The sequence below is a fragment of the Shewanella kaireitica genome (assembly GCF_023284045.1).
In the GTDB taxonomy this organism is placed as follows: Bacteria; Pseudomonadota; Gammaproteobacteria; order Enterobacterales; family Shewanellaceae; genus Shewanella; species Shewanella kaireitica.
Genome location: NZ_JAKIKQ010000008.1, coordinates 159,019 through 169,333, shown reverse-complemented (window position 1 = coordinate 169,333; position 10,315 = coordinate 159,019). Strand labels below are relative to the sequence as shown.

The window sequence follows — 10,315 nt, the reverse complement described above, 5'->3', positions numbered from 1 at the left end:
GCTCAACAGCACTGGCAGCTACAGCTTCACCCCGAATGACGATTGGAATGGCAACGTGCCGGTGATCACCTACACCACGAACACCGGTGAAACTGCCACACTGACCATTACCGTCACCCCGGTGAACGATGATGTAACAATTACAGGAGTGACAGACTCTCGAGTCTCCGAAGAGGGGCTTGCAGATGGGGTTATCGATAGTACAGGAAATACAGATTTAACAAATTCAGTGACGGCCAGTGGCATTATAAGCATTGAAGACGCCGACACAGATACTTTGACCGTTTCACTTTCAGGGCCAGGAACTGATTTGTACTCAGGCGGAGAAACTGTACAGTGGAGCTGGGATGCGGGCTCTAATACGTTGACAGGTTATGTTGGCACAGTTGGTGAAGGCTCTTATCTTGAAGTCATGTCAGTGGTTCTCACGCCACCAGCGGGTAACTCTTCAGGAGACTGGGGCTACGATGTTACGCTTCTCGCCCCTGTACAGCATTCAGACGGTACTTCAGAAGACAACTTATCGGTTAGCTTTGGGGTGAATGTTGATGACGGCAACGGCGGTACAACCTCAGGAAACTTTAATGTAGTCATCGAGGATGATGCACCTGAGGCGCAAGTAGATGATCTGGTTGTCAACAATGCTAATGGTAGCAACACTGGTCAACTCAGTGTTCAAGGTGCTGACTCAGATTATTCAGCCAATTTAACAGGCAATGTAACGGGCTGGAGCGACACTCCAGGTAGTGAACTATATTTTGCTGATTCAGGTATCACAACTGCCGGTGAAATAATCTACTACTATGTTGACCCAAGTAATCCGGATGTACTCATTGCATATACCAGCGATACAGCCTCTGAGTATGGCGCGGCAGGAACAGAACAATCGATCGTATATACATTGACAGTAGATCCTAATTCTGGCGAGTATGTATTAGATCTGCAGCAACCTATTACCGATATAGTAGCAACAAACGCCAACCTGACAGGCAATATTCCAGGCGGTAACGATGAAGATCTATTCATCTTGCTACAAGGTAGCGTCGTAGGCGAAGTGGGCGCTGATGATGTTGTAAAATGCTCTATAACAGCAAAAGATTCCAATGGGAATAGTGAGTCAGTTAACACCAGTCCAAATGGTATTGGGATCGGCTCAGGTAAGGATATTAGCGACGGTGAGACTCTGATTTTAACCTTCAGCGACCCTGTCACTAAAAACCTCACATTAACTCTTAGTACCAATAACGGTAATGAATATACCGGCACTGCGACTTTTTATGTTTCAGGGCTTGATGCTAACGGCGCTTTATCTGAATTTACTTTCTCAGGAACTAGTGCTGAATTTGCTACCTTCCTATCAAATTCAGACTTAGTTGATGTCAATTTATTAGAGTTATCAACTGCGATTGATGGAACCGATTTCAATTTACAGAATATCAATACCGAGACCATTATCATTGACACGTCAGGGACAACACTTGACTTCACTGTAGATATTATCGACTCCGACGGCGATGTTGATAGTGACAATGATTTCAGCGTAACGCTGAACTCACCATCGGCTCTAACTGCAATCACGCCATACGGCTTTGCAAGCTTAAGCGAAACCAGTCTGCTCTCTGCCGCTGCGGATAATGATACTGAAACGCTGCTATTTAAAGCGGGTGAAAATGAGCTAAATGACTTCAGCTTTGGGAACACAGATAACATCTCTGTCCAAGGTATACGTCAACCAATGACATGGCGGATTGAGGATGGCAAGCTTATAGGGTCGATGAATGGCCGTGGAGATCTACTCAAACTGACACTTGATTGGGACTCTATCGCCTCAGGTCAACAAGGTGATGTGGTTCTTGATGCAGAGTTACTAGGAAAGCTGCCTCATAACATTGATGTAGATAATCTGCAGATTACTGGTATTACTGTCATTGCGACCGACACTTCTGGTCAAACAGCTGAATCGAGTGTCACAGTTAACGTAGCCGAGCATGATTTCGCTCCTGAGTTCTTATCTGGAAGCGACACAGCCAATACAGAGGCCAATCAAGATGTTTACCAGTTAAACGTCACTCAAGATAATTTGAATTCAGGCACTATCGTAGGCAACGTAACCGCACACGATCCCGACAATGGCGGTACATTAACTTATAGCTTTGAAGATGGCTCTTTAGTTAATGGTTTATTTACCATAGATGCTGATACCGGACAGATTACACTCAATCAAGATCTCGATGCGAATGGAACAACAAATTACAGCTTTAATGTGCTCGTTACCGACGAGAGCAATCTCACGGATACCGCGGTTGTTAATGTCCAATTAACTAATGAGAATGAACCTCCTGTTGCACTCAATGATTATTTTGGGCCAGGGCTAAGTAGCTACTACTACAGCTATGACGACTCTGCTGGCGGTGGTAATCTATCTAACGTAAATCAGGTGCGCAACTACATTAATAGTAATGAAGCCAATGCAACATTTATCGCTACGACACTCACTTACGCTTGGGGCGATGGAAATTTAGGTACAGGTAAAAATCTTCAAGATTTTCTGGGTGATGATGCAGCCAGCTTGAGTAATGACCCAGGCAATAGCAATGATGCAATTTTACATATGAGAGGTTTTGTAGAACTAGATGCTGGCACCTATGGATTAAAAGTCACAGCCGATGATGGTTACTCCGTCGTTATTGATGGCGTAGTTGTTGCGGAAGTTTCTCGCAATCAATCATCAAGTACACGCTATCCCGGCGAACAGGGCCATATCTATTTTGATATTACCGACCCAGGTGCACATAGCATTGAAATTATCTACTGGGATCAGGGCGGTGCCTACGAACTTGATATCCAACTCGGCGAGTTCGACGAAAATGATCAACAAATTGGCAGCTATACACCTTTGGGCGATCAAATTATCACCAATGATGTAATGGTGCTTGAGGACACTCCGTTTACCTTCACAGCAGAGTCGATTATCGCAAACGACTCAGATCCTGATGGCGATGCGCTTTCAATTATAAGTGTCGGCAATGCACAAAATGGTACTGTAACTCTAACCGCTGATGGAGATGTAACCTTCACTCCGACAACTGGTTACACTGGCCCTGCAAGCTACGAATATACCATTCAAGATCCTGATGGCTTGACAGACACTGCAACTGTTTACTTTGATATTTTGCCAGATAGAGATTACAGCTATTTGGACGGCAGCGACGGAGATAACGTCCTTGGCGGAACTGACGATCATGACATCATAGTCAGTGACACGTCAGGCATACAAATAGTACAAGGTGAAAATTACAATATCGCCTTTATTTTAGACTCTTCAGGTAGCATGGGCGACTCAGCAGTAAATACAGCAAAAGAACAATTAATTGAAGTATTTAAATCTCTGCTCGCATCAGCATCAGGTCAACACTCAGGCGTCGTCAATGTGGCTGTTGTTGATTTCTCTGGATCCGCTGTACTCAGTTTATCTGTCAACATAAAAAACCTTGATATCGCCGCATTAGAAAATGGTAGAGATGCAGCTTGGAATGCAATTACTAATGGCGGCTATACTGACTATGTGAATGCATTTAATGCTGCAGTAAATTGGTTTGAAAGTGCTGATGTACTCGCTAATGTCGGTAATAACATTACGTATTTCATCACTGATGGACACCATAATGGTAACGGTATACCAGCTGACGCATTTGAAGACTTAACAGCCCATTCAGAAGTTGAAGCCGTAGGCATTAAGCAAAGCATTAAAGAAGAAGATATCATCAGCTATGACACAGATGGACAGGTTAGAGCAAAGATCAGTGTCGATAATCTCGCAGACGTAATTCTTGGCCGCGAAACCAACTTATTACAAGGTGATGATGAAGCAGCTGGCGGTTTAGGTAACGACATTATATTTGGTGATCTCGTGCAATTTGATGGCATTGATGGTCAAGGCTTCACTGCATTACAAGCATTCGTTGCCAAAGAAACAAATGTCGATAGTAACGGCGTCACAGTTCAAGATGTGCACACCTTTATCACTGATAATGCTTCACTGTTTGACGTCGCAAAATCGAGTGATGGTGCAGATGAACTTGAGGGTGGGATCGGTAACGACATTCTATTTGGTCAAGGTGGCAACGATACCCTAATCGGTGGCTCTGGTGAAGACACTCTAATCGGTGGTCTTGGTGACGATACTATGACTGGCGGTGAAGGCGAAGACACTTTTGCATGGAGCGCTGGTTCTGTTAATGGCACGGACGCAACAGATCACATAACCGATTTTAACCTTGCGGAAGATAAGCTAGATCTTAGTGATATCCTCCAAGGTGATTCAATCAGTGAACTATCTCAATACATTAGTTTTACCAATGAAAATGGTAGTACTTCAATCAATATCGATACCGACCAAGATGGGACATTTGATCAACACATAGTTCTCGACGGTGTTGACCTCTTTGCTACGTTTGGTGCTAGTGAAGCCGATATTATTTCTGGGTTATTAGGTAGTAACGGTGAAGGAGCGCTTATAGTAAGCACTTCAAGCGGAGACCCTTTTGCAGTCGCAGTTAATGCACCCGATAAATTAGTTGATGAGCTTAACGTACAAGGATTTAATCACATACCTTAAGCAAGCACTACAGTGAAATGGTGGCCTATGGAAAAATAGGCCATCATGACCGATACTAACAATATATAATAAAATCTTAAGGATAAGTCCCCAAGGTGCCAGAATCAGCGTCGAAGAAAACTGATCAGTGGACGATATCGGCTTCTCAACGAGTTGTAGTCGATCCTCTGTTAGATAGTTTAGTTTTGCTTACTGAGTATTTCGGTAGCCCCTGCTCTAGCGACTCTTTAGCCGCGGGCCTTCCTATGCAAGGTCATGTTTTAACGCCTGAATTGTTGCCACAAGCAGCAGCTCGAGCAGGACTCGCCGCTAAGCTTTCTCGTAAAGGTTTAAATGAAATCACCCCAATTCTGCTCCCCAGCATATTGTTACTTAAGGATAAAAAGGCTTGCCTGCTTAGAGAGCTCGATATAGAGCAAGATAAAGCGATTATTCAGCTACCAGAAACCGGTGGTGAACAGACATTATCGATTGAAGAGCTAGAAGCCATTTATGTCGGATACCTGTTTCTTGTTAAGCAAGAATATCGTGGCGATATGGGCTTTGATGTCCACCTGCACGAAAATAAATCTCACTGGTTACTGCAAACACTTAAAGATTCTGCCCCCATCTACCGGGATGCTTTAATTGCTTCTGTTTTAGTTAACCTATTTGCACTGGTATCACCGCTATTCATCATGAATGTATACGACAAAGTCGTGCCTAATCTTGCATTCGACTCCTTATGGGTGCTGGCGATTGGTGCGGGAATCGCCTACATTTTTGATCTAATAATGCGCCAATTACGGAGTTATTTAATTGATGTTGCAGGCAAAAAGGTTGATATTATTGTCTCATCGAAACTGTTCGCCAAAGCTGTTGGTATTCCATTAGAAAAACGCTCACCAAGTGTCGGCGGTATGGCAAAACAACTCGGTGAATTTGACAGTATTAGAGATATTCTCACCTCAGCGACGATTACCACTTTAGTGGATCTGCCATTCTCACTATTTTTCTTAACTATTATTTATTTGGTTGCAGGGGATCTTGCGCTCATCCCACTCGTCGGCGGTGTCATCATCATTGGTTACACCCTGATAATGCAGCCTAAATTAAAGGCTGCTATAGAAGAAACCAATAAGTTCTCAGGCCTCAAACATGGCCACCTAATCGAGTCTTTATCATCACTGGAGTCGATAAAATCTAGCGGTGCTGAAGGGCTAGTGCAAAAAAGTTGGCAGCAGATGATTGGCCATACGGCTAACTGGCAGCTAAAAGCAAAGAAGATCTCTACCTCTGTGACAAACGTTGCCACATTTGTTGTACAAACATCGGTCATATTTGTAGTCATATTGGGTGTTTACCGCGTTGCTGACAATGCTATCTCTATGGGTGGGATCATAGCCGCGGTTATCTTATCTAGCCGCGCTATATCACCGATGGCTCAATTGGCTGGGCTTATGACGCGAGGTAACCAAACCGCCAGTGCACTGCGTCAGTTAAACGAAATCATGACCCAAGAAGATGAGTTTGAAAGCAAAGGCCACCTTGTCAGCCGTCAGCGTCTTAGAGGGCAGATCAATGCTCATACTTTGGGCTTTAGCTATCCAAACTCTGAACGTCCAATACTGCATCCAATGTCATTAAAAATTGAGCCAGGTGAGCGAGTCGCCATCATTGGTCGTAATGGTTCAGGAAAAAGTACCTTAGCTAAAATTTTAGTCGGTCTTTTTAAGCCGAGTAAGGGCTGCATAACCTATGATGGCCTCGATTCTGCTCAAATACACCCTAGCGACTTAAGGCGTAACTTTGGCTATTTACCACAAGATATCACCCTGTTTCATGGCAGCATTCGCGACAACATCCTTTTTGGAACCCGCCAAGTGACTGAGCACCAACTGATCAGAGCGGTACAGCTATCCGGCGTTAACTTGTTTACCAACCTAGAATCTGAAGGGCTCGACCAACAAGTTGGAGAAGGTGGACGAGAACTGTCTCGCGGCCAACGTCAGACTATCGCTTTAGCACGAGCGACCTTAAACGATCCTCCGGTATTACTGATGGATGAACCTACTGCCAGTTTAGATGCTAGAGCAGAGAAACAGTTTATCCAAGCGATGCACAATGTTAGCCGAGATCGTACCCTGCTACTGATAACTCATAAAATGCATCTATTAAATTTGGTTGACCGCATTATTGTGTTAGATCGTGGCCACATTGTTGCTGATGGCGCTAAAGCAGACGTACTCAAAAAGCTCAATGAAGGGTTGCTTGCAGGAGCGGTAAAAAAATGAGTAAGCATTTAACCTCGCAAGATTTAGAGATGGTTGACGATGTTTATGGCGCGATGATGACTGATGCGCCAGCCAGTCACCGATTAACCATTTGGGCACTCACAGCTCTGGCTTTCACCTTTTTAATTTGGGCCTATTTCGCAGAGTTAGACCAAGTAACGACAGGGATGGGTAAAGTAATTCCCTCTTCGCAAATACAGGTTATACAGAGTTTAGATGGCGGCATATTGCAAGATATGTACGTGCAAGAAGGTTTGATAGTAACTAAAGGTCAGCCCCTTGCGCGTATTGATGCAACTCGTTTTCAATCTGACTTTGCGCAACAGGAACAAGAGGTCAATAGCCTTCTAACCAATGTTATTCGACTAAAAACAGAGTTGAACAGTATTACCATTTCCAGCATCGGCACTGATTGGCGTGAACAGGTAAAAATATTACCTCAAGCCTTGGTATTTCCTCAGTTATTAGAAACCAATGAACCAGAGCTAACCAAGAGGCAACGAGAAGAATACCTCGGCCGTATTGATAACCTCAGTAACCAGCTCGAGATCCAAGCTAGGCAGATCCAGCAACGTAATCAAGAGATCCAAGAACTTGCCTCAAAAATTAGAACACTGACTACCAGCTTCCAACTGGTATCTAGGGAGCTAGAGCTTACAAGACCACTCGCAGATAAAGGAATTGTGCCAGAAGTTGAGTTACTTAAACTGCAACGTGTGGTCAATGACATTCAAGGTGAACTCTCTTCCCTAAGATTATTACGACCAAAAGTAAAATCAACCATGGATGAAGCGATATTAAAACGTCGTGAATCTGTACTGATTTTTGCCGCTGATACTCGCGCTCAATTAAATGAGATGCAAACAAAATTATCGCGCATGAATGAAGCTCAAGTGGGCGCACAGGATAAAGTTAGCAAAGCGGAGATAGTCTCTCCCGTTAACGGCACGATTAAATCTGTGCATATCAACACCCTCGGCGGCGTTGTGCAGCCAGGTGTTGATATTATTGAAATCGTTCCCTCTGAAGACAAGCTACTTATCGAAACCAAAATTGTCCCCAAAGACATCGCTTTTCTGCATCCCGGCTTGCCCGCTATAGTCAAGGTCACAGCGTATGACTTTACAAGGTATGGCGGGCTAGACGGCGTTGTAGAGCATATTAGTGCCGATACAACCCAAGATGAAGAGGGTAATAGTTTCTATATTGTAAAAGTTAGAACGGAGTTTTCTAGCTTAACAAAGGACGATGGCACGGAAATGCCTATCATACCAGGGATGTTGACCTCGGTTGATGTAATTACTGGGCAGAGATCCGTTTTAGAGTACATACTTAATCCAATATTACGGGCTAAAGATACCGCGCTCCGAGAGCGTTGAAGCCCAATAAAAAACGACCTGGAGGGGTTAACATGGACACCAGCACAATACGGCAGGTAAAACGAAGTGCAATTGCACTAGCCGTTGGCGCGCTGATATTACCAGCAGCGGCTTATAGCCAAACGTTGGAACAAGCAGTAGCGCACACATTAGATACGAATCCTGAAATACGGATCGCATTTAACCGCTTTAAAGCGCGCGAAGAGCAAGTCAACCAAGCAGTAGCCGGTTATATGCCAACGGTAGATATCTCAGGAGGCTATGGTTGGGAACAAACCAATAGCCCATCGACTCGTCGCCGAGCAGGACAAGGTGAAGTCGACTCTGATGGCGTCATAGAGCTGGAAAGAGGCGAAGCGGGTTTTAGTATCAAGCAGATGCTTTTTGACGGTTTTTATACCAGCAGTGAAGTTGATAGATATAGCTTTGAAGCAAGTGCAGAGCAGTGGGCACTATTTGCTGCAGCCGAAGATATGGCACTGGACGTTGTTAAAGTTTACACCAATTATATTCGCAGCGAGCAAGTACTTACATTGGCCGAGAAAAACCTTGAAAGCCATAAAGATATTTATGATCAAATTAAACAGAGAACCGATTCAGGCTTAGGCTCGACCGCCGATCTATCACAGATCACCGGCCGTCTAGCCCGTGCTAATGCCAATGTTATCTCTGCGCGTAATAATTTCTACGATGCCAAGTCACAGTTTGTTCGTATTGTAGAGCAGCAACCAGAAGATATGATTGTGCCAGTACCTGATGCAGATATGTTACCTGTCGACTTACAAACCAGTGTAATGATGGCGCAAGAGAACCACCCAATTTTGAAGTCAGCTTCAAGTGATATTTTTGCTGCTGAGAATGAACGAGAGTCAGCACAATCTAATTACTACCCCAAGTTTACTTTAGAACTAGATGGTAACTGGAATAATGATATTGATGGTGAAGATGGAGCGGGTACTTTTCAAAATGTAGGCGGTCATAACAACGACCTAGTCGCTATGATCAGGGTTAAATATAACCTGTTTGCAGGTGGTCGAGATTTAGCCCGAGAAAAAGAAGCGGCCTACAAAATAGGTGAAGCAAAAGAGATCCGTCAGCGAGCTCATAGACAAGTGGTTGAAGGTGTCAATCTTGCCTGGAACGCTTACGAGCTTCTTACCCCGCAGAAAATGTACATTCGTGATCATGTCATTGCGGCAAAAGACACTCAAGTCGCTTATAGCCAACAGTTCAATTTAGGCCAACGCACATTACTGGATCTACTCGATACAGAAAATGAGCTATTTGAAGCTAGAAAAGACTATTTGGAATCCGAGTACGATGAAATAGTTTCTCAGTACCGTGTTCTGAATGCGACTGGACAGCTGCTTGACTCATTAAGAGTGACGCGTCCGGATGTATGGCAAGGTGAACGTGATTACGAAGGAGGAGTACCGCAATGAGAACCCTAATTATATTATTGAGTTTCGCTATATTAGGTGGCTGCTCAATGCGCGATACCGTATCGATGGACACACCAACGAAACAGGTACATGATCTAAATGACATCGACCATGATGGTGTTATTGTTGCCAGAGAGCGCTGCACAGAAACTGAACTCGGAGCGACGATTGATAACTACGGTTGCGGTAAAATCAAACCGATTAACGAGCGTCAAGAGCTAAAAATCTTGTTTGCCAATGACTCTTACTACATCGATCCTGTGTATTATACCCAGGTCGAAATTATCGCTACTTTTATGCAGAAATTTCCCAATACACAAGCCGTGATTGAAGGACATTGTAGTAAAACCGGAAGCCACGAGCATAACCAAGTGTTATCGCAAAACAGAGCAAATGCAGTAAGCGCTTTGCTTAGCGAACGCTTTGATATTGAATCATCTCGATTAAGTGCTGTAGGATATAGTTTTGATCGCCCAATCGATCCCACTCATACCGCAGCAGCACATAAGGTTAACCGTCGAGTTATCGCTGAGCTAACTGGTGATGACACCACCGCTGATATGAAATGGCATATATATACTGTAGATGAAGTGGTTAAGTAGG

General features: G+C 44.1%; 5 protein-coding genes. All 5 read left to right on the top strand.

The features are described from left to right. The coding region (locus L2730_RS12330) for an Ig-like domain-containing protein (RefSeq protein WP_283105724.1) at positions 1-4,618 on the top strand (4,618 nt) is incomplete at its 5' end. A gap of 95 nt (positions 4,619-4,713) precedes the next feature. Then, entirely contained in the window at positions 4,714-6,891 is a 2,178-nt protein-coding gene (locus L2730_RS12325; RefSeq protein WP_248974867.1) for a type I secretion system permease/ATPase, read from the top strand. Further along, positions 6,888-8,270, top strand: coding sequence for an HlyD family type I secretion periplasmic adaptor subunit (locus L2730_RS12320; protein WP_248974866.1), 1,383 nt, complete (start codon positions 6,888-6,890; stop codon positions 8,268-8,270). Before L2730_RS12325 ends, L2730_RS12320 begins: the two co-directional genes overlap by 4 nt. A gap of 32 nt (positions 8,271-8,302) precedes the next feature. Then, complete coding sequence (locus L2730_RS12315; RefSeq protein ID WP_020910607.1) at positions 8,303-9,712, top strand: TolC family outer membrane protein; 1,410 nt, start codon at positions 8,303-8,305, stop codon at positions 9,710-9,712. Then, positions 9,709-10,314 (top strand): OmpA family protein, encoded by a 606-nt coding sequence (locus tag L2730_RS12310; protein ID WP_220738536.1) that lies wholly within the window; start codon positions 9,709-9,711, stop codon positions 10,312-10,314. The genes L2730_RS12315 and L2730_RS12310 overlap by 4 nt, the downstream gene beginning before the upstream one ends. Position 10,315: the final 1 nt, after the last annotated feature.